Genomic DNA, 23,090 nt, shown 5'->3' on the forward strand with positions numbered 1-23,090 from the left:
CTTTGGCAGCCTTTCCACAAGGGCCCGAATCCAGATGGATCCGGGCCCTTTTTGTTGCCTCGGATGGAAAGGGGTGCGCCAGAGACCAGCTATCGGTCACGGCTACATCCCGTACGGACTTCTCTTTCGTCCTGGTGGACCTGTCGACTTCCCGAGGGGGGGCGACTTGCCCTGCTTAGTGAGGGGCGGGAATGCGACAGGCGGCCCTGCCGGCTGTCGGGGTGTGTCGCTTGGTCGGTCAGTTCCTGGAATCGTCTTCGTCGACTTCACGTGCTTTCAGTCTTTCGGCGGCGGTTTGGGCGGCCGTGGTACCCGGGTAATAGTCGCGCACGTACTCGATTCGGGCGCGGGCCTCGTCTGCGTGTCCTGCCGCGGCGGATCGGTCGGCGATCTCCAGTTCGATGTCGGCCAGGTTCTCGCGCAGGCGGGCCAGGCGCGGGGCAATGGACTCCGCGTACTCCGACATGGGGTAGTCGTTGAGGAAGGCGGCCAGCTGGAGGAAGACCTGGCGGCCCTGTTCGCTGCGTTGTTTGGGTGGCGCGGACGAGGCCCGGTTCCACGTTCCCAGATGCGCCAGGGCACCGAGATACGCGGCGTAGTCGATATCCGGATGATCCGGGTTCTCCTGGCGGATGGTATCGGTGAGGTTGCGGGTGCGCGCGAATTCCCCGCGCTGCAGGCATACCCGGGCGACCGACAGGCGGACGTCGACCGAGGCGGGTGCGTCGGCCGTATCCAGCGCACTGTAAGCCGCACGGCAGTCCCCGCGTTCCAGGGCATAGCGGATATCCTCTGGCGGGGGCTGGGACCCGTTTGGCGGGGTGGTGGCACAACCCGCCAGCATCAGGCCGAACAGTGCGCTGGCGGTCAGCGCGGCAGTCGGGGAGGCAGGCCGGAACCGGCGGGGCGTTATCGGGTTTCGTTCGGGTGTCACGGGGCTGATCCTGCGGTCCATAGATACCGTCCCTGGTCGTCACGGCGAAGATTGTTTTCGAGCAAACGCTGAATGGCGGCATCGGCGTGGGCGCGCGGGTCCAGCAAAACCCGCGCATCCATGCCCGGGGGATCCGTACGCAGGTCCAGGCGAATCGTGCCGGTGATGCCCAGTTCGGCATCTGGCGAGGCATCCAGGTCGATCTCCAAGCGCTGGTCCTCTTCGCGCAGGGTCGCGCGTTGCTCGCCCAGGGGCAAGGGGCGGGGGAGGCCCGCGGCCGCTTCCTGCCAGTTGACCCGCCCCGAGGCGTGTTCCACCGTTCCGTCCCGATGGACCCGGAGGTGCAGTCCGCTGGTCTGCAACCGGCCGTCCAGAACCAGGGGGATGCCCGTGTCCCACTGATGCAGGGCGGCCGCTGGCAGGGTCCCTTCGAGCCCGGAGAGCTGCACGCTGTCGAGGCCGAGCCGGAGCGCTCCCCGGAGTTCGCCGCCGCCGGGCGGGGCCCAGTGGATGTCGGCGCCCAGCCCCCCGCGCAGAAGCTCGCCGGGTCGCACATCCCAGTGCAGCTGGCCCAGCGGCCCCGCCGGTGATTGAACCCCCTCGACGCTACCCTGCCAGAGCGACCCGTGCACCTGTTCCCAGGTGATCGTCTCCGGCAAACCGGCCCACCGCTCGGCACCCGCCAGCGCGACGGAAGCGGGCGCGCGTACGACCAGCGCAAGCAGCAGGACGAGAACAAAAAGCGCCCCCAGCGAGAACCATGCGGGGCGATCCCGGTGGCGTTCATCGACGCGGTTGTTGGCGGCGACGGTCACACTACGACTCGCGGGTCAGAAAGAGTTCGGCATTGATGCGCCCCGGTTCGACGACGCGTTCCAGCAAGATGCGTCCGGGCACGACGCCGTCTTCTTGTTCCAGTTCGCCGAGCCAGCGCATCAGGTCGCTGTAGGGCGCCCCCTCGAGGTGCAGGGTCACGCCGGTATCGCCAGGGCGCGCGCGTGCCAGGTATTCGCCGAGACCGAAGGCTCGCGCGGAGGCATCCACGTGGGCGATCAGCGAGCGGCCTTCAAGGTGCGGGCGCTGATTGTCCTGTGTCGGTTCGCGGCTGCGGGCGGCCGCGACCTCGGGGGCGGTGGCCTGCATCCAGGCCAGTTCCGCGCGCGCCTCGGTGAGTCGGTCGCGGGACTGTTCGCGGCTTTCCAGCAGAGGCTCGACGACGCCCAGGAACCCCACTGCGATGAGCAGGACCAAGCCACCTGCCAGCAGGATCCGTTGCTCGCGTGTCTGCAGGGCGTCCCAGTAGGCCTTCATGGTTCTTGCTCGATGGTCATGCGTGCCCGGACGCCTTGCTCGCCGGTTTCGGCCGAGACGATCCGCACACGCGCGGACATGGCTTCGCGCAGGGCCTCGCGCAACTGTTCCAGTTCCGCGATTCCGCTGCCCTCCAGCTCGAGTTCGAGGCGATCCGGGTCGCCCCGCAGACGCTGCAGGGTCAGGTCGCGCGGGGCGAGGCCCTCCATGATGCTGGCAAGGGCTTCGCCGAGCGGGCTGTGTATGGTCGCAGTCGTCGTGTCCGATTCGGCCTGTCCCAGCAGGCCCTCGAACTGGGCCACGGGGGCGACCATGCGGGCCTGCGGCAGGGTTTCCTCGAACAGGGCCGCGATGTCCCGTTCGGTCGCCCGGTATTCCCGCTCGAGTTGCCAGGCCTCCAGCCACACGGACCCAAGCCAGACGGCGGCCAGCACGAGCGCCAGTGCCGCCGGTGCGCGCCATGGTGCGGGAAGGGCGCCGAGCGAGGTCCGGCTTTCGGCGGGCGATGCGAAGTCGAAGGCAAGGGCAGCCCGTACGGCGCGCTGTAGTTCGGGCGGCGGGAGGCCTCCCGATTGCACCCCGGCCAGCAGGAGCTCGAGGACGTCGCCGGACCATTCGGACGGCGGCTGGAGGGGGGTGTGCGGGTCGGGTTCGGCGGCCGGACCCACCACATGAACGGCGGTCTGGGGAGGCCGCGTTTCGTTGGCGCTGGTGTCATCGGAGGCCGTGGTGGCGGCGGAGCGTTGTTGCAACCACCAGCTGGCGACTTCCCGGGGCATCGCGAGGGGTTCGGCCTCGGGCGAAAGCACGATGCTGCGTTGCGTTCCCGAGAGCAGGAAGACCTGATCGCCCGGGTCCAGGGTTCGCAGTAGCGCAAGATCCGGGATCATGTGCGACACGCGGATGCCGAGCTCGCGAAGCCAGTCTTGCCAGCAGTCCAGGTCCCGATGCGCGACCACGCCGGCCAGGGTCTCGGTACCGTGGCGAGGGCCGGCAACGATCCGGAGCTGTTCCAGATCCTCGCTGAGGCGGTCTTCCAGGGCGAACGGAAGCGCGCGGCGACGCACGCGGCCCGACTTCCCGGGCACGAACACCCGATGGAGAGGGGCGCGTTCCCCGGGGAGCAGTGCAACCGCATGGTCGTCCGCGGCGATCAGGGCGCGCAGCTCGTCCGGTGCCGCCTTGCCCTGATCCGCCAGCGCGCCGTTCCTGCGCAGCCGCAGCCAGCGCAGCCGAAGCGGCGTATCCGCGCCCAGCATCTCGGGTTCTGGCAGCTGGAAGAGGAACCAGTTCATGCCGAGTCCAGTGAGTGAAAGGCGTCTGCAGGCATCCAGTCTTCTTGTTCAGGGTTCGCAGGGAGCGTGTTCGCGAATAATGGTACGCCCGTTGGGGCCATCGAGGATCGCGCAGTGAAAATAATCCCGTCCGGCGATGCGGACAACCAGTTGCAGACGGAAATAGCGAACGTCGCGGCTCTGTTCGGTCGCCTGACCCAGCGCCGCGGTGGTGACGGAGTCCGGGGCGCGTTCCATGTCGATGGCGTTGTCGGTGCCCGGCCGGGCCACGACCCAGGGTGCCAGCGCCTGCCAGAGGTCCGGGTCGAACCCGTGTACCTGAAGCAATTCCGACGCGAGGCGCATCGGGCGGTTGCCGCTGAGCCGGGGCGGCTCCAGGCCGCGATATACCGGGTCGTCCGTTTCCGGGTTCATCCAGTCATGTACGGCGACCGCCAGGCGTTGGGCGTTACCCGACTGACCCTCGGTTGCCGCGAGGGCCTGTTCGATCAGGCCGGCGAAGGCCTCAAGGGGCGGGTCATCGGCGCGTCCGAGACTGTTGAGGTTGAAGCGGCAGTGAAGATTCTCCAGGCGGGCGCGCACGCCGACACCCTCGACCTCCAGTGGCAATGTGGGAGACGCGCAGCCCTCCCACGGCAGGTCGTCGTAATCTGGCAGCCTTTCCAGCATGTGCAGGGCGACGGTTTCGGCCCCCTGGGTCAGGTGCCGCGCCCGATCCTGGTCCTGGATGGTGGCCGCGCGGAACACTTGCTGATTGTCGCGCATGGTCATGGTGACCGCCGTCACGCTGGCGATCGCGACCACCAGCAGGGCCGTGATCAGCGCGGCACCCGAATGTCTGTTCTTCACTGGGCCCCCGGCAGGGCAATGCGGCGCTCGACGGGTCCGAGTCCCGGAACGACCAGGCGGACGATCACCTGCGTCGGTCGGCGGTCGCCGCTATCCAGCGGTGGCCAGCTGTCCGTGACCTCCTGGGTGTCGCCATCGACAAAGTCGAAGCGGATCTCCAGTTCATCGCCCGTGTCCCACGTCATTTCGCGATCCGCCGTGGCGCTTTCCCCGGCATGTGCGTCCCGACCGAGAAACAGGCGCACCTGCTCGGATTCCGGCAGGGCACCGTCCAGCACCGGCCAGGTAACCCGTTCCAGCCCGCGTTCACTGACTCTCCAGGCGACCCGCGCCAGACGGCCGTGTTCCCCGCTTCCCGCCCGTACCAGCTCCAGTTGTCGCGGGTCCGTGACCGGGCTGTAACGCAGGGCCGGGAGGCGGTCGCCGTAGCCGTCGCGGGGCTGCAGCTCGATGCTGTGGCGCAGATCGCGTTCCAGCACCGCCAGCGTGACCTGTAGCTCCGCCAGGCGCTGGCTCTGGGCTTGCGTGGCATGGTCCGCCATCAGCACTGCACGCAGTCCGCCGATGGCCAGCACGCCAACGGTGGCGAACACGGCCACGGCCACGAGCAGCTCCAGCAGGGTAAAGCCGCGCGAGGCGCCCAATGAACATGGCCGATGTGCCGGCATTTCAGGGCAATGCATAGCCGGTCGTCTGCACGAGAGGATGGTCGGGGTCGCCATCGAGCGGCCACACCCGGACCTCGATACGGCGCACCGCCGGCAGCTCCAGCGGGGCGTCGATGACCGTATCGGTGATCTCGATGCTGGCCTCCCATTCGCGGTCCGCGAGGGTGGACTGAATGCGCTCGGTACCGACATCGACGCGCCGCAACCCGGCCTCGTAGTCGGCGAGCAGGTTGCTGGCCACCCATCCGGCCAGTGTACGTTCCTGCAGATAGGCGGTATTGCGCGCGTGTTCGCTGCCCGCCTTGATGAGGGCCCCGAGGGCGACGCCGAGCACCACCAGGGCAATCAGGACCTCGAGTAGCGTGAATCCGCGCCGTGTGCCGCGTGCCGCCATGGCTAGTTGGGCTGTGCCGGACGGGCCATCAACAGGTGGCGGGGCTCGCCGCCTACCGGTGGCGGGTGCTCGAAGGCCTGGATGGGTTGACCCCGTTCGACCCGGAGCACGAAACCGCTTTGCCCGTCGGGGTTTTCCAGCACCAATTCAAAGGGTTCGATGTCGCCGCTACTGCTGATGGCGATGCGATTATGCTCCGGCCCTTCGCGGAGGCTGCTGCGCCGCCCGTCTACATAAAGCCGTGGTTGCAGCCCGTGTTGCCGAAAGTCCCGCGGACCCAGCGGCCCCCGCTCGATCGGTGTCCAGGTGACCCGGGCGTCGTCGAGCCACTGGCGCTCCAGAATGACCAGCCCCTGCGTGCCAATTCCGATGGACAGCGCCTGGCCGGTCAACAGGGTGTGTTCCCGGGCGAGTTCGATCTGGCCCGCCAGCTGGCGAGCGGTCTGTTCGAGGCTCCGGCTGCCCAGCTGGCTCATGGACAGCACGCCGATGCTGGCCACCACGCCGATCACGAACATCACGACCAGCAGTTCGATCAGGGTGAAGCCGGAGGGGCATGCGCGGCGGGTCGCCATGGGCGTGCTCAGAATTCGTCCATGTTCCAGTTGCCGATTTCGCCCTCGATGCCCTCGCCACCGCGGCGTCCGTTGGCGCCATAGCTGAAGACGTCAAAGTCGCCATGTCGCCCGGGGTTCAGGTACTGGTATGGGTTGCCCCAGGGGTCGCTCGGCAGGCGGTCCATGTAGCCGCCCTGGCGGTACTGGGGGGCTTCCGGCCCGCTGCGCGGGCGTTCCACCAGGGCATCCAGTCCCTGGTCGGTGGTGGGATATCGGGCAGTATCCAGACGGTAGAGATTCAGAGCAGTTTCAATGGTGCGGATATCCTGCTTGACCTTGGTGATCCGGGCGTCGTCCGGGCGATCCATCACGCGAGGGACCACGATGGCCGCAAGGATGCCGAGGATGACCACCACCACCATGATCTCGATCAGGGTGAAACCTCGGGCACCGCGGAATCCGGTACGCGCAAGGCAGGCAGAGCGGGGTTCTTGCATGTTCAATTCACCAGCTGGTTGAGTTCGAAGATCGGGAGCAGGATGGCGAGGACGATGACCAGGACGATGCCGCCCATGGTCAGGATCAGCAAGGGTTCGAACAGGCCCATGCTGATACTGATGCGGGATTCGACCTCCTGCTCCTGGGTCTCGGCGGCCCGTTCCAGCATCTCGGTGAGCCGCCCGCTGGACTCGCCGCTACGGATCAAGTGTACGGTGATCGGCGGGAAGTATCCCGTCTCTTCCAGGGCCTGACCGATGCTGCGGCCCTCGCGGATTCGCAGCGAGGCATCCTCCACCGCGGCGCGCATGGGGCGGCTGTCGATGACCTCGGCGCCGGTTCGCAGCGCATCCAGGAGTGACACCCCGCTGGCGGACAGGATGCTGAGGGTGCGTGCAAACCGGGCCGTGTTGAGCCCCCGGACCAAGCGCCCCACGAGCGGGAGGCGCAATACCAGCCGGTCGAAGCGCATGCGCGGCCCGGGTTTGCGCAGCCAGTGGGCCAGCAATGCCACGAGCACGCCCAGGGCGATCAGTGCGTACAGGCCATAGGTTCGCAACAGATCACTGGTGCTGATCAGCATGCGGGTCAGTGTGGGCAGCTGCTGGTCCAGGCCCTCGAAGACCTGGACCACTTCGGGTACGACATAGACAACCAGGCCCACGGTCACGCCAAGGGCCACCAGGGTCAGGATGACCGGATAGATCAGGGCGAGCATGACCTTTTGCCGCAACGCGTGGCGATTCTCGAGGTATTCGGCCAGACGCTCCAGTACCAGGTGCAAGTGCCCCGAGGCCTCGCCGGCCGAGACGGTGCTGCGGTAGATCTCGGGAAACGCGCGCGGAAATGCGCCCAGCGCCTGGGCCAGCGAATGCCCCTCCATGACCCGGGTGCGCACGGCACTGAGGATGTTGCGTACCTTCTGCTTTTCGGACTGGCGTGCGACGGTCGCCAGCCATTCCTCCACCGGCAGGCCGGCGCGCGCAAGCGTGGCCATCTGGCGTGTCGCAAGCGCGAGGTCGAGGGCGCCGATGCCGCCGGCCCCGCCGCGTCCCGAGTGGGTCCGGGTACCCCGCGTGGCGGCCGAGGATTCGCCGATTTCGAGCAGATCCAGTGGGGTCAGGCCTTCGCTGCGCAACTGGGACCGGACGCTGCGGGCGGTATCCCCCTCGGTCACGCCCTTGTGCGTTCGGCCGGCTGCGTCCAGCGCCTGGTATTCGAAGGCGGGCATGGCCCTAGCCCGCCTCGGTGACGCGCAGCATTTCCTCGAGGCTGGTCGTGCCGTCGAGAACCCGCCGGCAGGCATCGGCGCGGAGGCTCACGCTGTTCTCGCGCGCGGCCTGGACCATGGCCTGTTCACTCGCATTGTCATGAATGAGTGTGCGCAGGCGTTCGTTCACTTCCACCAGCTCATAGATGCCGGTCCGGCCGCGATAGCCGAGTTCGTTGCAGCTCGGGCAGCCGTGCGCACGGTAGAGCGTGGGAGGTTCCGTGGAGGCTACGCCCAGCAGTTCGCATTCCCGTGGCGATGCCGGGTGCGGTTCGCGGCAGTCCTTGCAAAGGACCCGTACCAGCCGCTGGGCGAGAATCCCGTTCAGGGTCGAGGAGAGCAGGAACGGTTCCACGCCCATGTCGCGCAGGCGCGTGATGGCCCCGATCGCGGAGTTGGTATGCAGGGTCGAAAAGACCAGGTGACCGGTCAGGCTCGCCTGCACCGCGATCTGGACGGTATCGACATCGCGGATCTCGCCGACCATCACGACATCCGGGTCCTGGCGCAGGATGGCTCGCAGGCCGCGGGCGAAGGTCATGTCGATACGGCTGTTGATCTGGGTCTGTCCGATCCCGTCGAGGTAGTACTCGATCGGGTCCTCGACGGTCAGGATATTGCGGCTGCGGTCATTGAGCCGGGTCAGCGCCGCGTACAGCGTGGTCGTCTTGCCCGACCCGGTCGGGCCGGTGACCAGCACGATCCCGTGCGGCCGCGTGACAATCCGTTCGAGGGTGTCACGGGTATCCGGATCCATGCCCAGGTGGGTAAGGTCAAGGCGACCGGCCTGCTTGTCCAGCAGTCGCATCACCACGCGTTCTCCGTGGCCCGAGGGCAGGGTGGAGACGCGCACGTCCACCGCGCGACCGGCGACCCTGAGGGAGATGCGTCCGTCCTGCGGCAGACGCTTCTCCGCGATGTCCAGCCGTGCCATCACCTTGATGCGCGAGACGATAAGCGATGCAAGCCCCGCGGGCGGGGTCAGAATTTCGCGCAGGACGCCATCCACGCGCAGCCGGACGGCCAGGCGGCTCTCGAAGGGCTCGATGTGGATGTCCGACGCGTTTTCCCGTACCGCCTCCGTCAGCAGCGCATTAATGAGCCGGATAATCGGGGCATCGTCTTCGGCCTCCAGGAGATCCTGCGGCTCGGCGAGGGATTCCGCCACGCTCGACAGGTCGAGGTTGCCATCCAGCTCCTCCATCGATTGCATGGCCCGCGAGCTGGAGGATTCGTAGCGCTCGCGCAGCCGCTGCTCGAAGGTCTTGTCGTCGACGGTTTGCAGGTTCAGCGGCTCGGGGCTGCGTCGGCGCAGTTCCAGGAGCCCCTGCGGATCGGCGTCGTGGCGCAGGAAGATCTGGCGCTTGCCCGCGACCAGATCGCCGGGCACGGCGCCGACCCGGCGCGCGAAGGTGTAGCTCACGGCGAACGTACCGGTCACCGGCGTCCCGGGCGCGTTCGGGGCGTCCGGCACGAGTTCCCGGGTCGCCCCCGCGCTCATGGCCGGGGTACCCTCGGCCATTCAGTCGCGATGGCCATGGACATCTTCGAAGCTGGGCGGGAGCTGGGTCAGGCGCTCCCATTCCGGCAGGACCGGGCTTCTGCGCTGCTGGGTGCGCGCCTGCTCGCGCAGTTGCTCGCCGCGGATAAAGCTGTACTTCTCGCTGGTCAGCTCGGCGCCACGGGCGCTGTCCCGGACGATGCGCGGGTGCAGGAACACCATCAGGTTTCGTTTCTCGGTCTGGTTGCGGTCCGCCCGGAAGAGTCGCCCAAGCCCGGGGATGCTGCCCAGCCCGGGGACGCGCGCCTCGCTGTCCGTTTGCTGTTCTTCAATCAGCCCGCCGAGCACCAGCATGTCGCCGTCATCGATCAGGACGTGGGTCTTCAGTGTCCGGGTATTGGTAATGAGATCGGCCGCGCCGGAAGTACCCGGCGCCAACTGCGAGACCTCCTGTTCGATCTCCAGGCGCACGGCATTGCCCTGGTTGATCTGAGGCCGCACACGAAGCTTCACCCCGACATCCTCGCGACGAATCGTGTCGAAGGCCTGGCCCGAATCCTCGATCGAGCGTCCGACGATGAACGGCACGTTCTGGCCGACCACGATCTCGGCTTCCTCGTTGTCCAGTGTCAGAAGGCTGGGGGTGGACAGGATGTTGCTGGAGGTGTCGCGTTGCAGCATGTTGACTAGGGCCGCGATCCGCGTGCTTCCGGTCGACCCCACGCCCCCGGCGGTCAGGCCGTCCCCGATATCCGGGGGGGAGGACACGCTCCCGTCAAGGAACCCCTCCACGCCCGCGGCGAGTTCGAGGATCCCGCGTGACCCGGGGCCGGAAAAGTTGAGGACCCCGGCACCGCTGTTTCCGATGGCGCCCCACTGCACGCCGAGGTCCTGCACGCGATCCGACGAGACCTCCGCGATGACGGCTTCGACCAGGACTTGCGCCCGGCGGATATCGAGCTGCTCCACGATGATGTCGAAGTCGCGGATGAAGTCGGAGGGGCCGTAGGTCACCACGGCGTTTGTGGACTCGTGTGCCTCGATGTGGATCCTGTTTCCGCCCTGTTCGTCGGGGCCGATATCCGGGCTCTTTTCGGCGATGTTGCGCAGCAGTTCGGCAACCTCCTCGGCCCGCGCATACTTCAGGTAGTGCACGCGTGCGTTCCCTTCTTCCATCTCGCGGTCAAGCTGGGCAATGAGCCCGCGCAGGCGCAGGCGAGACTCCTCGCGCCCGGAGAGGATGATGGCGTTGCTGCGACGATCCGCGAGGACCTGGGGTGTGGCGAGCTCTCCCGTGCCCTCCCGGGCCAGAACCTGCAGCTGCTCGGCGAGTTCCCCGGCGCGGGCGTGCCGGAGTTCAATGACCTCGAAATCGTCAGCGAATGGCAGGTCCATGCGTTCGACGAGGGCACGGATGCGATGCACGTTGCTGCGCGTATCCGAAATCAGCAGCGTGTTGGGCTCGGTGGCCGCCGCAAGATGCCCCCCTTGCGGGATCAGCGGGCGAAGGACCGGAACGAGCTGGGCGGCGGCGACATGCCGCAATGCGATCACGTGGGTGACAATGCTCCCGCCCCGTACGTCGGCGTCCGGTTCTGCCTCGATATCGAGGATTGTGGGCGTATCCTGCTTGGCCTGCGCGTCGGGCACGATGCGGGTGGACGATTCGCCCGGAATGGCTGCGAATCCGTGGATCTTGAGGATGTCGTGGAACAGATCCATCAGTTCGTCCCGAGGCACGGGGCGGCTGGAAACGACCGTGATGTTGCCGCGCACCCGTGGGTCCACGATGAAATTGGTCCCGGTTTCCTCGGACACAAGATCGATCAGGTTGCTGATGTTGGTGTCGCGAAGATTAAGCGTCAGCTCGTCCGCTGCGACGGACCCCGTTGCGCAGATCAGGGACAGTGCAAGGGCGCCAAGGCGGAGTCGAAGGCTCATTCGGTTAACTCGATGGTCAGCGGCAGGGTCTGCCCGTCACGTTCTATGGTGATGTTCACCCGGTCGGTGTTGCCGAGTCCAGCGAGGATCTGTTCGGGGTCTTCGATGTCGCGGACCTGCTGCCCCTGGATCGATGTGATGATGTCGCCTTCCTGAAGACCGGCGCGTTCGAATTCGCGCTGGTTGCGCGTCGGGGTGACCCGAATGCCCAGCAGCGCGCCATCCCGCATTACGGGCTGGGCACGCAGCGAATTCATGGCGCGCTGCGGGTCCTCGAGCCAGCGGGATCGGCTGATGTTGGCCGTGATCGGCGCTGGGGAACCGGTGGTTTGTGACGAGCGCTGATCGGTATCGGAGCGGCCGCCATCGACTCGCAGTTCGTCGCCCCGCGGGAGCCGCAGTGTCTCCAGTCGGCCTTCGCGCTCCAGGATGACCCGGTCCGCGTGTACCTGATGCAGTGTCGCCAGCTGGTTCCCGATGGTGTCGCCCACGTGGTAGAGCTCGACATTGGCCCGCCCTGCGGAAATGATCGCGCTACCGTTGCCCTGTCCGGTCGCCAGGACCCCGAGGAGCTCAAGACTCAGGCGGGTCTCCGGCGCGTTCTCGATGGCCTGTTGGCCCGCTTGCCGGGGGCTGCCGAAGGGAGTGAATTCGGCGCTTCGGGAAAACCCGGACCGAGTAGGGGCATCGGCTCCAGGAGACGGGGCGGGGCGACTGGCGGTTGCCCGTTCCGCGTGGACCGTGGTGCCCGACGGGTAGGTGTACCCCGGAACGGCGATCGACCAGACGAGACCCGCGATCAGCCATGCCGTGACCGCCAGCAGCCCGGCACTGAGGATCCAGAGCGGGAGTAAGGGCACAAGTCGGGGCGAAGGTGGCATCGTCAACGGCGTTCGCGGTTTATTCGGTTGGCTGGCCCCGGCGGTTCTCGCTAGGTCGAGTCGGATCGCGTCTTGAAATAGGGCCTGGGGGAACACGATTTAATGTACCCGTTCGCGTGGATGCCCCTGATTCCCCGATCCTGCATTGTTCAGCATGCCGCTTTCGCCAAGTGGGGTCGAGTCCCGGCCCATGCGGCTTCCGGTTTTCCGGAGACGCCTCGCGCCCGTGCGCGGAGGCGAACGCCCCGGAGGCGCGAAGGTGTCGTGTCTTGCGGCTCCCAAGTCGATTTCTCCTGGTGAAGTCCACGTTTGGATGCCGGCCGCTGCCGGGGCTGCCATCGGATTCGGGAACAGGGGCTGCGCCCGGTCTGGAAGCGGGCGTTCGTCGTGACGACCATGGGATGAGGCCGCGCCGGCCGGTGGATGGAGCCACCTGGACCGGCGGCTCCATCCATCGTGTCCGAACGCGGCCTGGTTGACGGACATCACCGCCGATATCGTCGGCTTCCGCAACGAGCGCCGTCCCCGCACCGAAAATGGCTTTCGGGCGAATGCCGGAATTACGGTCCCGAACAAGCCTGGATGGTCTTGGTCCCTGTCGCGTCCTTGACACCCTCGTACGCTACGGTGACCTCAAGTGAGGTTCCTTCTTTATCTGAGAGGTCGTCGAACTCGATCACATATTGATACTCAAAGAGTAGCAGGGCCACTTGCAGAAAGGCCTGTTGGAGGTTGGCGTCACTTGCTGGCTGGTAGAACAAGCCGCCCGTGCCGTCCGCGAGCCTTTGTAGTTCATCTTTCTGAGCTTCCTGAAGGAATTCGCCGAACCCGATGGTGAAAACAGGGATATCCGCTCCTACCGCCTCACCGATAGTGTCGTGCAGCGCGGCCTCCGTGTCCTCAACAACAGTATCTTCGCCGTCGGTCAAAGCGATGACGGCCTTCCTGTCGTTGTTGCTGCCGGGATTATCGAACCGTGCGATGGCTTCCTCGGTTGCGCCGTAGAACGCGGTGTCTCTGCCGAGGTCGGGCGGATTGTTGATCGCGGCCTTCAGTATGTCCTTGTCGGATTTGAAATACTCGGTCATGGGCTTGACATCGTCGGCGTACTTGATGATGTCCGCCTCATCGTTGTCCTGCATCGCGTCTACCAGCGATGTCGCGCCCGCCTCCATGTTGTCTACAGCGTCGGGGAAGTCGGTGATACTGCCGCTATAGTCCATCGTGATGCTGAGAGAGAGGTCGGTGTAGTTTCGGCTGATCGGTTGCACGCCATAACTACCGGGGGCGAACCCTGCAAGAGTGAAATCGCCAGCGACCAAGTTCGGAATGGGGAAGTCGGCCTGGTCGGTGACGGACACAAATGCCTTGGGGGGAAAGGCGCACGCGTTGACCTGGTTGACGTTGACGTGGATCGACTTGATTGGTTCGTAAGTGCCCCTCAGAACGCCCCCGAACGTGGGGGTGTTGGGGTCATCGCTTTGCGCAACCAACAGGGCATTGAACTCGCCGAGACGCACAGGCTTGAATTCAGCCACAACGGTACAGCTGCCGCCGGCCGGGAGGTCAAACGGGGGCGCTCCGCAGGGGGCGTTGCCACCCGACTCGTCCAGCTCAAACTGGTTTGGGTGATCCCCAAACAGACTCATGCTCGAGATGTTGTGGGTTGTTGTTCCCTCGTTGCGGATGATGAACTGCCGAGGGAGCACGTGATCCTCGTTGCCTTCCGTAATAATCCCGAAATCGAAACTCTTCGGCACCACCGTGATCCCGGAAGCCGTGTTGCCACCGCCGCCATCACCGCCGCCCCCGCCACCGCAGCCACTCAGGCCAAGGGACGCTGCCAGCAGGGCTGGTACCAGGAGTCGGGACTTTCCATATTCAAGCGTCATGGCTTTGTTTCTCCATCGATGGGCGGGGTGACCGGATCGGTGCCCTGCAAGGGTTGCGGGTGCCGGGAACGGTCAGGCGGCGCGTCGGGTTGTCCGCCGGGAACCTGATTACGGAGAAAATCTAGTGGAAGAACGAGAACTGGGTCCGTGCGGTGCCGAACATAGGCGACCCGGCCGCGCCAGAACCCCTGTCGTCCGGAGGGCTACCTTCTGCCTAAGAATAATGATGAATGAACGCCGAGGAAGGCACGCCGTTACCCCCTCGTTATCGCGCCGGGGTCCCGTGAAGCGGGGTGCTACCCCGATTAAGCGGATATTTGCCCGGTATACTGCTTCGGCAAGCACTTGCCTGTGTGCCACCACGGCGGCCCGAATGGACGACCCCTGCGCGTGAATCTGCCTCTCCCGCGGCCCGAGTGGCCATCCCCCACCGAGATCGTTCCGGCCTGCCTGCCGAGGCCGTCTGATGTTGCATTCCCCGGAACCCGCGAGCCGGATGACTGGCTAGATGCCCTAGCGAGCGATCAGTTGTTCGTCTGGCCTGATTTCCTGCCCGCGTCGACGGTCGACGCCCTGCGCGACGAGGTGTATGCGCTGCGGGATGCGGCGCGGCTGGAGCAGGCGCGGATCGGGCGTGCGGGGGAGCGCCATCGCGACCGGTCTACACGTGGCGACTGGATTCACTGGCTGGATGGTTCGAGCCCCGCCCGGCAGGCGTTCATGGCGCGCCTGGACGAGATCCGGCTGCAGGTGAGGCGGTCGCTGATCCCGGGCCTGTTCGAGACGGAATCGCACTTCGCCCTGTATCCGCCCGGGCACCCACTACGCCTGGGACGTGGGCGCCTTCCAGGCCGGTAACTGCCGCCGCCTGTCGCTGATGTCCTACCTGAACCGCCACTGACGCGAACGCGACGGTGGGCAGTTCGCGATCTACGAGCGCGAAGGGTGCGAGATCCGCCGCATCCGGCCGCGGGCGGGGACGCTGGTGCTGTTCCTCATGCCGTGTTGTCCACTCGCCGCTGGCGCGCCAGCATCGCCTCCTGGATGCGCATCCGCGACCTGCCGAACCCGCTCGCCAGCCTCGACCGCTTCTGATGGATGCCGGCCGCGCTGCCTTGCAGCGTCCGCCGCCGGCGCCCATGATCGGAGAACGGGCTTCCTGAAGCCCCGGATCGAACGCGGAGCGGCGGGCCATCATGGGCGACAGCTGGCAATCGCATGACAACGCGCTACCCCCTCGGGACACGTCGCTCGACGTGCCGTTGCAGCCCTCGTCCTATGCGATCTGGGCCGAGCGCTATCAGCTTCGCGATGCGCAGGGCGAGCCCGTGGACAGTTCGGTGGAGTCGATGTTCGACCGTGTGGCGCGGGCGCTCGCTGCGGTCGAGGTGCCGGGCAAGCGCGCGCAGGTCGAGCGGGACTTCCGCTGGGCGCTGGACAATGGCGCCATCCCGGCCGGGCGCATCCTGGCCAATGCCGCGGCCGAGGCGTACAAGCCGCACACCACGCTGATCAACTGCACCGTCTCGCGGACGATCCGCGATTCCCTGCAGGCCATCCTCGATGCCAATACCGCTGCCGGCCTGACGCTGAAGGCCGGGGCCGGCATCGGCTATGACTTCAGCACGCTGCGCCCGAAAGGTGCGCTGGTCGCGGGCGCCGGGGCCCCGACCAACGGTCCGGTCGCGTTCATGCCGATCTTCGACCAGACCTGCCGGACCATCGGCGCGGCTGGCGGGCGCCGCGGGGCGCAGATGGCGACGCTGGATGTCGGCCACCCCGACATCCAGCGCTTCATCCTCGCCAAGCGCCGCAAGGGGCGGCTGACCCAGTTCAATCTCTCGGTGCTGGTGCGCGACGCCTTCCTGGAGGCGGTGGAGCGCGACGCGGAGTGGGCGCTGGCCTTCCCGCTGTTGCCTGTAGAGCGGGACCAGGTGGCCGCATCCGACATCGTCTACCGCGACTGGCCGGTGATCGAGGACGACTACCGCGTCGATGAACAGGGCCGCGTCGCCTGCCGCATCTACCGCCGCGTCCGTGCCCGCGAGCTGTGGGAGGCCCTGATGCGCAGCACCTATGACGTCGGGGAACCCGGCGTTATCCTGATCGATCAGGTCAATCGCCAGAACAACGCCTGGTTCGACGAGGTGATCCGAACGACCAACCCCTGCGGCGAAGAGCCGCTGCCGCCGGACGGGGCCTGCCTGCTGGGGTCGGTGAACCTGACGGGCTTCGTCTCCGATCCGTTCACCGAAGACGCGACATTCGACTGGGCCCGTTTCGAGCGCGTGGTGCGCGTATTCACGCGCATGCTGGACAACGTCGCGGATATCTCGGGGCTGCCGCTGCCGGAGCAGCGCGCCGAGATGCTGCGCAAGCGCCGCCACGGCATGGGTATCCTCGGGCTCGGTTCGGCGCTGGCGATGCTGGGGGAGGTCTACGGATCCGAGTCGGCCGCAGCCTTCACCGGGGAGGTTTGTCGACGTCTCGCGCTGGAGAGCTGGCGGGTCGGGCTGGATCTCGCGCGGGAGAAGGGCCCGGCGCCGATCATGGACGAGGACTTCACGCTGACCGCGGACATGCTGCGTCGTCAGCCGGCGCTGGCCGAGGCCGGCTATCGGGTCGGCAACGTGCTGAAGGGGCGCGAGCTGCACGCGCGCTTCAGCGCCTACATGCAGCGCATCGCCGGGGAGGACCCGGCCCTGGTCGCGGCGCTGGCGGAGGAGGGCGCGCGCTTTACCCACGCCACCTCCATCGCGCCCACCGGCACCATCAGCTTCTCGGTCGCCAACAACGCCAGCAACGGCATCGAGCCGACCTTTCTCCACCACACCACGCGCAACATCCGCCAGCCCGGGCGGCGTACCCGCGAGGCGGTGGACTGCTATTCCTTCGAACTGCTGGCCTACCGCGCTCTGGTCGATGCCGAGGCGGGGCCGGGGGATCTGCCCGCCAACGCGATCACCGCGGACCAGGTCAGCGTGGACGCCCACATCCGCATGCAGGCCGCCGCCCAGCCGTGGGTGGACTCGGCCATCTCCAAGACGCTCAATGTCCCGAGCGAGTTCCCGTTCGAAGACTTTCAGCAGGTCTACCTGCAGGCCTGGCGCGCGGGGCTCAAGGGTTGCACCACCTACCGGCCGAACCCGCAGGCGCAGATGGGCGTGCTGATGGACCCGGAGCGCCTGCGCAGCACCTGGTACACCTTTACCCTGGCGGATGGCCAGGAGGTGACCCTGCGCGGCGACGAAGATGTGGAGTACGAGGGCCAGGTGCACACCGCCGCCAATCTCTTCGCGGCGCTGGACGAGGGCTACTACGACGATGTCTGACGTCATCGGGGAGGACACGATGCACCGGATCGACCAGCCCATCATCGCCGTTCGCCGCTCGGATGTTGCGGCAGGAGAGAGTCCACCGCCGGGCGACGATAACCCGCTGGGCAAGCGTATCCCGTCGCGCCCCGAGGGCGAGCTTGAGTCGGTCACCGAAAAGGTCCGCTACTGGACCCAGGAGGGGCCGCAGACGGTCTACCTCGTGGTCAGCTTCGTGGCCGTTTCCGGCACGGTGGGCGGCGAGCGTGTGACCATCGAGCGCCCGATCGAATTCTTCCTGCCCACCGGGCAGCACTCCGAGTCCTACCAGTGGATCTCCGCCACCATGCGCAGCCTGTCGCTGGCGGCCCGCGGGGGCTACGCCACCCACGCCCTGCGCGACCTGCGCAAGGTCACCTGGGATCGCGGCCCGGTCCGCTGCGGCACCAACGAATACGGCAAGCCCCTCTACCATCCCTCCGAGGTCGCGGCCATTGCCCACGCCCTGCAACAAATCCTCCAGCGCCGCGGCTTCCTCGATCCGGACGGCCAGCCGCGCCCGCTGCGCGAGCTTGCTGCCACCTTTCGCGACCAGGACCTAACCCCTGATTCCGCCGCAGCCGTGACCCTGGAGGCACCGGCTCAAACAACCATCGGCGCAGCCCCCTGCCCCCAGTGCGGCGGCCACCTCGAGATCATCGACGGCTGCCCCACCTGCCGCGACTGCGGCTATTCCAAGTGCTAGTTCCTTCGGCGACAGGAAAGGGCGCGCAGCCTCCCCGTGGTCCGCCCGAACAAACCGAGGCCACCGGCCCCTGACTCGTCGGTGCCGGTGGCCCTCATCGCGTATCCACCAGCATGGATAACCCCTCGGCCGACAGGGCCGCCGTGGAAATCTCAAAGGGGGTCTCGTAGTCTCCCCGGCTCGTCCATTCCGCTCTGGAGACATCGTGGCCAACATCCTGAACCCGTACGCCGACGAGCAGCCCGAGTCGAAGCACATCGTGCTACGTGCCCGCAGTGGCCAGGCGGTCTCCGCCAATTTCACCCTGCAGGATCGGCGCGGGCGCGAAAGCGCGGCGGAATACCTGTTTCATCTCTATTCCACCATCAAGCAGAAGCTGGGCGAACCGGTCCTGGATACTGCTGCACCATCGCCGGACGACCAGACCGCCATGCAGCGACTGATCCTGTACTCGGCCGGCGCCCACGACACCATGTTCGGCACCTTTAATGCCTCCAGTGCCTCCTCGGAGATGCCGGAGGAGGAGCGAAACGAGTTCGTGGAGATCTTCCTGCTGGCCAGCGCCACGGTCATCGAGGGACAGCGGATCACCGTCGACCTCCAGCGCGGCCTCATCACCGCCGAGGCGCCCTGAGCGCAAGGTCCCGCGCGGGGCCGCTGCCGCAGGGGGCGTATTGCCCGTGCAGATGGGTATGGCTGCATGCCGGCTCGTTACAGGGACGGGCTTGTGCCGTAAATCTCGGATGGGAGTCGTGGGCCCGGTTGGGTGGAGGCCGGCTGCGTAGCGGCGCGAAGCCTGGCTTCGCGAGGCCGGAACGGCGTGCGCCGGGATAGTCCGACCCGCCCAGCGCGAGCGCAAGCGAATGGTGGGCCCGGTCGGACTCGAACCGACGACCAAGGGATTATGAGTCCCCTGCTCTAACCAACTGAGCTACAGGCCCGTATTCGGGGGGCGTACAAACGACTGCGGCGCCATTCTACCCGCAAGGGGAAGATGGCGCCGCATCGCTAGGTCGGGTTCCGGCCGCCGGGCCGGGACGCCGGTTACTCGGCGTCGGTGTAGGTGCGCAGCAGTTCGGCGCGGGTCGGGTGGCGCAGCTTGCGCAGGGCCTTGGCCTCGATCTGGCGGATGCGCTCGCGGGTGACGTCGAACTGCTTGCCGACCTCCTCGAGGGTGTGGTCGGTGTTCATGTCGATACCGAAGCGCATGCGCAGGACCTTGGCCTCGCGCGGGGTCAGCGTGGACAGGATCTCGCGGGTGGCCTCGGTGAGGCTCTCCTGTGCGGCGGAGTCGGACGGCGAGGCGACCTTCTCGTCCTCGATGAAGTCGCCCAGATGCGAGTCTTCGTCGTCGCCGATCGGGGTCTCCATGGAGATCGGCTCCTTGGAAATCTTCAGCACCTTGCGGATCTTGTCCTCGGGCATCTCCATGCGCTCGGCCAGCTCTTCCGGGGTGGCCTCGCGGCCCATCTCCTGCAGCATCTGGCGGGAGACGCGGTTGAGCTTGTTGATCGTCTCGATCATATGCACCGGGATGCGAATGGTGCGCGCCTGGTCCGCGATGGAGCGGGTGATCGCCTGGCGAATCCACCAGGTGGCGTAGGTCGAGAACTTGTAGCCGCGGCGGTATTCGAACTTGTCCACGGCCTTCATCAGGCCGATGTTGCCTTCCTGGATGAGGTCGAGGAACTGCAGGCCGCGGTTGGTGTACTTCTTGGCGATGGAGATCACCAGGCGCAGGTTGGCCTCGACCATCTCTTTCTTCGCGCGGCGGGCCTTGGCCTCGCCGATGGACATGCGGCGGTTGATCTCCTTGATCTCGGCGATGTTCAGGCTGGCCTCGCGCTCGATCTCGGCCAGCTTCTTCTGCAGGCGCACGATCTCTTCTTCGTGCTGGGCCAGGGCGTTGGTGTACTTGCCCTTGGCCTTGCAGGCTTCCTTGATCCAGTCGAGATTGGTCTCGTTCTTGGGGAAGCTGTCGATGAAGGCCTTGCGCGGCATCTGGGCCTGCTCGACGGCCAGCGCCATGATGCGGCGCTCGTGGCGGCGGACGTGGTCGATGCTGCCATGCAGCTGGGTGGTCAGCTGGTCGACCATGCGCGGGATCAGCTTGAACTCCATGAAGTACTTGGCGGTGGCCTCGCGTGCTACAGCGTAGGCCTCGCGGTTGCCCTTCTCGAAGGCCTTGTGCGCCTTGGCGTGCAGCTTGCGCAGCTTTTCGAAGCGCTCGCGCGCCTCTTCCGGATCCGGGCCGGTGTCCACCGGCTCGGCGGCTTCTTCGTCTTCTTCGGCGTCTTCCACCTCGTCGACGATGGCATCCAGTTCGGCGCTGGCCTGCTGCTCGGCGGCGGCCGCCGCAGCCGCCTTCTGCTCGTCCTGGGCCTTCTGGGCCTGCTCCGGTGTCACCAGGCCACGGGCCACGGCCTCACCGTTGGCGTGATCATTCGGGTCGATGAAGGAAACCACCAGGTCGGTCAGGCGGCCATTGTTCTCGACGATCCGGTCGTATTCGCGGATCAGCCGTTCGATCGCGCCCGGATGGTGGGCGAGCGCGAACAGGACCTGCATCAGGCCCTCTTCGATGCGCTTGGCGATGCGGATCTCGCCTTCGCGGGTCAACAGCTCGACCGTGCCCATCTCGCGCATGTACATGCGCACGGGGTCGGTGGTGCGGCCGAAGTCGCTGTCGGCGGAGGCGAGCGCCGCCACGGCGTCCTCGGCGTCGTCGTCGGCAGAGACCGAACCGTCGGACAGCAGAAGGCTGTCGGCGTCCGGGGCCTGCTCATGCACCGCGATGCCCATGTCGTTGATCATCGCAATGATGTCCTCGACTTGGTCGGAGTCGATGATCGAGTCGGGCAGGTGGTCGTTTACCTCGGTATACGTGAGGTATCCCTGCTCCTTGCCCTTGGCAATCAGTTCCTTGAGCTGGGATTGCTGCTCTTCACGATTCATTGCGGTCGTACTCCGAGGTGCTTGTTTGAGCCGTGGCAAGACGGCTCAAGGAAAGTGGGACGCAGAAAAATCAATCCTACATTGTAGCAGAAGATTCTTATATTGCCGGTGGCCTGATGGATTCTCGGGTCAAGGCTGGGTCGCGACCCGGCTCTGGGGCGACCTCCTTGACCGCTATGTTGAGGGCGAATCCGGGCGCTTCAAGCCCCGGCGCGCTATTTGGGCAGGTCGAACCGCTGCAACTGCTGGGTAAGACGGGCGAGCTCGGCGCGTTGTTCCGTTCCGAGTTCGGAACCGGGGCGAGTCAGTTCACGAATTCGCAATCGATAGTGCTGACGCAGGAGCTGGCGGGCGCAGTCCAGCGCCGTCTGGCGGGTGACTGCTGGCTCGCCGTCGTTGAGCTCCTGGTGGGCCAGGGCCATGAGTCGCTGAAAGTGGCGCTGGTCGCGAAAGCGCTCCAGCAGGCCGGCCGTGTGGCGTCCAGGGCTCTCGTCCAGGGCCGCGAGGACATTACGCAGGGTCTCGGCGGCCGCTCCGGGCAGCTCGACGACCTGGCGGAACTCGGGCTGTGACCAGTCCAGTTCCGGGTGTTGCAGGACGCGGGCGAGCAGGGCACCCCACAAGGCCGGGGCGCTCTCGCCGCGCGCGGGCGCACGGCCGCCGGGGGTGGCGGGGAGCTCGTGACCCGGGCCCGGTTCAGGGTTGCGGGCAGGCTGGGGTGGCTGTTCCGACAGGACCTGTTCCAGTCGCTCCTGGCTGAGCCCCGTCTCCTGTCCGATGCGTTCGACCAGCTGGTCACGAAACAGCGGATCGCGGGCGGTGGCGACCAGCTTCATCGCCGCGTGGGCGAAGCGGGTGCGGCCTTCGGCGGTGTCGGTGGGGTGCTCCTCGCGCTGCAGGCGCATCAGGGTCTCGGACAAGGGCAGGGCGCCGGCGAGGCGCTCCTCCCAGCCGGCCAGGCCGTCGCGCAGGACCAGGCTGTCCGGGTCGTCGCCCTCCGGCAGGAACAGCACGCGCACCTCGCGCAGGCCCTGGATCGCGGGCAGCGCCTCGCCCAGCGAGCGCCAGGCGGCGCGGCGGCCGGCGGCATCGCCATCGAAGCACAGGGTGATGCGCGAGACCTGACGGAACAGGCTGTCCAGGTGGGCACGGGTGAGCGCGGTACCCATGCAGGCCACTGCGCGGTGGAACCCGGCGCGGGCCAGGCCGACCACGTCCATGTAGCCCTCGACCACCACGATGTCGTCCAGCCGGGTGCCGGCCTTGCGCGCCTCGAACAGGCCATAGATCACCTGGCCCTTGTGGAAAACCTCGCTCTCCGGACTGTTCAGGTATTTCGGTTCGCCGTCCTCGATCAGGCGCCCGCCGAAGCCGGTGATGCGCCCGCGCCGGTCGCGGATCGGGAACATGATGCGCGCGCGGAAGCGCTCGCGGATGCCGCCGTCGTCGCGGCGCGCGGCCAGGCCGGCATCGACCAGTTGCTGCGGAGTGAAACGTGGTTTGAGCGCCTCGATCAGCCCCGCGGGCGGGGCCCAGCCGATCTGGTAGTTGCGTGCGGTGGCGCCGTCGATGCCACGGTTTTTCAGGTACTCGACTGCCCTAGGGGTCTGGCGCAGTTGCTGTACGTACCATTCGGCGGCCGCGTCCAGCGCGTCATACAGCGGGGCATGGGCCTCGCGGCGGTCGTCATCCCCGGCCTCGCGCGGAACCTCGAGCCCGGCCTGTTCGGCCAGCTGCTCGATCGCCTCGGGAAAGCTAAGGTTCTCGTACTCCATCAGGAAGCTGATGGCCGTGCCATGCGCCCCGCAGCCGAAGCAGTGATAGAACTGCTTTTGCGGGGAGACGTAGAACGACGGCGTCTTCTCGCCGTGGAACGGGCAGCAGGCCGCGAACTCGCGCCCGGCCTTCTTCAGGCTGACGCGGCGCTGAATGATCTCGACGATGTCACTGCGTTCTAGCAGATCGTCGATGAACGCCTGGGGGATGAGGCCTGCCATGGGGTCGCTGCGTGTTCCTCGGAGTCGTGCCGGTGGTTGGGTTCGCATGATAGCCCGGAGGGCCCGGTGGTCGTCAGGGCATCGATCC

At 66.8% G+C, this 23,090-nt stretch carries 19 protein-coding genes, 1 tRNA gene and 1 pseudogene; 4 read left to right on the top strand and 17 right to left on the bottom strand.

The genetic code is table 11. From position 1 onward, the window contains the following. Positions 1–238 precede the first annotated feature (238 nt). The 14 genes from G315_RS0104320 to G315_RS0104385 all read right to left on the bottom strand — a co-directional run bounded on the left by G315_RS0104320 (position 239) and on the right by G315_RS0104385 (position 13,991). Positions 239–934 carry an outer membrane protein assembly factor BamD gene (locus G315_RS0104320; RefSeq protein ID WP_018144573.1) on the bottom strand — a complete coding sequence of 232 codons (696 nt, stop codon included), beginning with the start codon at positions 932–934 and terminating at the stop codon, positions 239–241. Beyond that, positions 931–1,749 carry a type II secretion system protein N gene (gene gspN, locus G315_RS0104325; protein ID WP_018144572.1) on the bottom strand — a complete coding sequence of 273 codons (819 nt, stop codon included), beginning with the start codon at positions 1,747–1,749 and terminating at the stop codon, positions 931–933. The genes G315_RS0104320 and gspN overlap by 4 nt, the downstream gene beginning before the upstream one ends. Position 1,750: 1 nt before the next feature. Continuing rightward, positions 1,751–2,245: a type II secretion system protein GspM gene (gspM, locus tag G315_RS0104330; RefSeq protein WP_018144571.1), complete on the bottom strand. Its 495-nt coding sequence runs from the start codon at positions 2,243–2,245 to the stop codon at positions 1,751–1,753. Beyond that, positions 2,242–3,540, bottom strand: a complete 1,299-nt coding sequence (gene gspL, locus G315_RS0104335; protein ID WP_018144570.1) for a type II secretion system protein GspL — start codon at positions 3,538–3,540, stop codon at positions 2,242–2,244. The genes gspM and gspL overlap by 4 nt, the downstream gene beginning before the upstream one ends. A gap of 48 nt (positions 3,541–3,588) precedes the next feature. Continuing rightward, positions 3,589–4,389 (bottom strand): general secretion pathway protein GspK, encoded by an 801-nt coding sequence (locus G315_RS0104340; RefSeq protein ID WP_018144569.1) that lies wholly within the window; start codon positions 4,387–4,389, stop codon positions 3,589–3,591. Then, entirely contained in the window at positions 4,386–5,072 is a 687-nt protein-coding gene (gene gspJ, locus G315_RS0104345) for a type II secretion system minor pseudopilin GspJ (RefSeq protein WP_026182037.1), read from the bottom strand. The genes G315_RS0104340 and gspJ overlap by 4 nt, the downstream gene beginning before the upstream one ends. Continuing rightward, positions 5,059–5,451, bottom strand: a complete 393-nt coding sequence (gene gspI, locus G315_RS0104350) for a type II secretion system minor pseudopilin GspI (RefSeq protein WP_018144567.1) — start codon at positions 5,449–5,451, stop codon at positions 5,059–5,061. The genes gspJ and gspI overlap by 14 nt, the downstream gene beginning before the upstream one ends. Before the next feature lie 2 nt (positions 5,452–5,453). After that, positions 5,454–6,026 carry a GspH/FimT family pseudopilin gene (locus tag G315_RS0104355; protein ID WP_018144566.1) on the bottom strand — a complete coding sequence of 191 codons (573 nt, stop codon included), beginning with the start codon at positions 6,024–6,026 and terminating at the stop codon, positions 5,454–5,456. Between the two features lie 8 nt (positions 6,027–6,034). Then, the gene (gene gspG, locus G315_RS0104360; protein ID WP_018144565.1) at positions 6,035–6,505 is read right to left on the bottom strand and encodes a type II secretion system major pseudopilin GspG; all 471 of its coding nucleotides are present in this window, start codon (positions 6,503–6,505) and stop codon (positions 6,035–6,037) included. Positions 6,506–6,507: 2 nt separating this feature from the next. Beyond that, entirely contained in the window at positions 6,508–7,737 is a 1,230-nt protein-coding gene (gene gspF / locus G315_RS0104365) for a type II secretion system inner membrane protein GspF (RefSeq protein WP_018144564.1), read from the bottom strand. A 4-nt stretch (positions 7,738–7,741) separates the two neighbouring features. Beyond that, a complete protein-coding gene (gene gspE, locus G315_RS0104370) occupies positions 7,742–9,298 on the bottom strand; it encodes a type II secretion system ATPase GspE (protein WP_018144563.1) in 1,557 nt (518 codons plus the stop codon). Next, entirely contained in the window at positions 9,299–11,218 is a 1,920-nt protein-coding gene (gene gspD / locus G315_RS0104375; RefSeq protein ID WP_018144562.1) for a type II secretion system secretin GspD, read from the bottom strand. After that, complete coding sequence (gspC, locus tag G315_RS0104380) at positions 11,215–12,078, bottom strand: type II secretion system protein GspC (RefSeq protein ID WP_018176198.1); 864 nt, start codon at positions 12,076–12,078, stop codon at positions 11,215–11,217. The genes gspD and gspC overlap by 4 nt, the downstream gene beginning before the upstream one ends. 581 nt (positions 12,079–12,659) lie before the next feature. Beyond that, a complete protein-coding gene (locus G315_RS0104385; RefSeq protein WP_018144560.1) occupies positions 12,660–13,991 on the bottom strand; it encodes a choice-of-anchor D domain-containing protein in 1,332 nt (443 codons plus the stop codon). 390 nt (positions 13,992–14,381) lie between these two features. Here G315_RS0104385 and G315_RS14055 point away from each other — a divergent pair. From G315_RS14055 to G315_RS0104405, 4 genes and pseudogenes are all read left to right on the top strand, one after another. Continuing rightward, positions 14,382–15,086 (top strand): annotated as a pseudogene (locus G315_RS14055) (2OG-Fe(II) oxygenase). A 101-nt stretch (positions 15,087–15,187) separates the two neighbouring features. Continuing rightward, on the top strand, positions 15,188–17,323 hold the full coding sequence (locus G315_RS0104395; RefSeq protein ID WP_019612000.1) for an adenosylcobalamin-dependent ribonucleoside-diphosphate reductase: 2,136 nt from the start codon (positions 15,188–15,190) through the stop codon (positions 17,321–17,323). 19 nt (positions 17,324–17,342) lie between these two features. Then, a complete protein-coding gene (locus G315_RS0104400; RefSeq protein ID WP_026182036.1) occupies positions 17,343–18,050 on the top strand; it encodes a hypothetical protein in 708 nt (235 codons plus the stop codon). Between the two features lie 205 nt (positions 18,051–18,255). After that, a complete protein-coding gene (locus tag G315_RS0104405) occupies positions 18,256–18,684 on the top strand; it encodes a hypothetical protein (RefSeq protein WP_018144556.1) in 429 nt (142 codons plus the stop codon). Positions 18,685–18,914: 230 nt separating this feature from the next. On the opposite strand, the gene G315_RS0104410 is transcribed toward G315_RS0104405, so the two are convergent. The 3 genes from G315_RS0104410 to dnaG all read right to left on the bottom strand — a co-directional run bounded on the left by G315_RS0104410 (position 18,915) and on the right by dnaG (position 23,002). Next, positions 18,915–18,991, bottom strand: a tRNA-Ile gene (locus G315_RS0104410). A 103-nt stretch (positions 18,992–19,094) separates the two neighbouring features. Continuing rightward, the gene (gene rpoD, locus G315_RS0104415) at positions 19,095–21,044 is read right to left on the bottom strand and encodes an RNA polymerase sigma factor RpoD (protein ID WP_255346797.1); all 1,950 of its coding nucleotides are present in this window, start codon (positions 21,042–21,044) and stop codon (positions 19,095–19,097) included. 176 nt (positions 21,045–21,220) lie between these two features. Further along, positions 21,221–23,002: a DNA primase gene (gene dnaG, locus G315_RS0104420; RefSeq protein WP_018144554.1), complete on the bottom strand. Its 1,782-nt coding sequence runs from the start codon at positions 23,000–23,002 to the stop codon at positions 21,221–21,223. Between the last annotated feature and the right edge of the window lie 88 nt (positions 23,003–23,090).

Origin of the sequence: Thioalkalivibrio sp. AKL7 (assembly GCF_000381705.1) — a bacterium.
Classification (GTDB): Bacteria; Pseudomonadota; Gammaproteobacteria; order Ectothiorhodospirales; family Ectothiorhodospiraceae; genus Thioalkalivibrio; species Thioalkalivibrio versutus.